The organism is Methylobacterium organophilum, from assembly GCF_022179465.1.
GTDB lineage: Bacteria > Pseudomonadota > Alphaproteobacteria > Rhizobiales > Beijerinckiaceae > Methylobacterium > Methylobacterium organophilum.
In genome coordinates this window covers 1-207 of the sequence record NZ_BPQV01000109.1, presented here as the reverse complement: position 1 = coordinate 207, position 207 = coordinate 1, and the positions used below count along the sequence as shown (strand labels likewise).

Genomic DNA, 207 nt, shown 5'->3' with positions numbered 1-207 from the left:
CCCAGAGGCTCCATTGTCCGCACAATGAGAAGCACCTGCACAAATCTCGGATCATCGCCCATGCGGTCAATCTCTGCCGCAGCCAATTCACCATTTTCATAAGGTACAATCACAGACCCGCGCAACCGGGGTTCGCGTCCGAGCCACGCATCGGCTTGCCAATCGTTCACAGCCTGTCCCATCGCCGCTGCATAACGCAAATTTTGC

General features: G+C 56.0%; 1 protein-coding gene. It reads right to left on the bottom strand.

Going from position 1 to position 207, the window contains the following annotated elements:
* Positions 1-207: amidohydrolase family protein (locus tag MFF21_RS23925; protein ID WP_238315073.1), on the bottom strand; the 207-nt coding region annotated here is incomplete at both ends.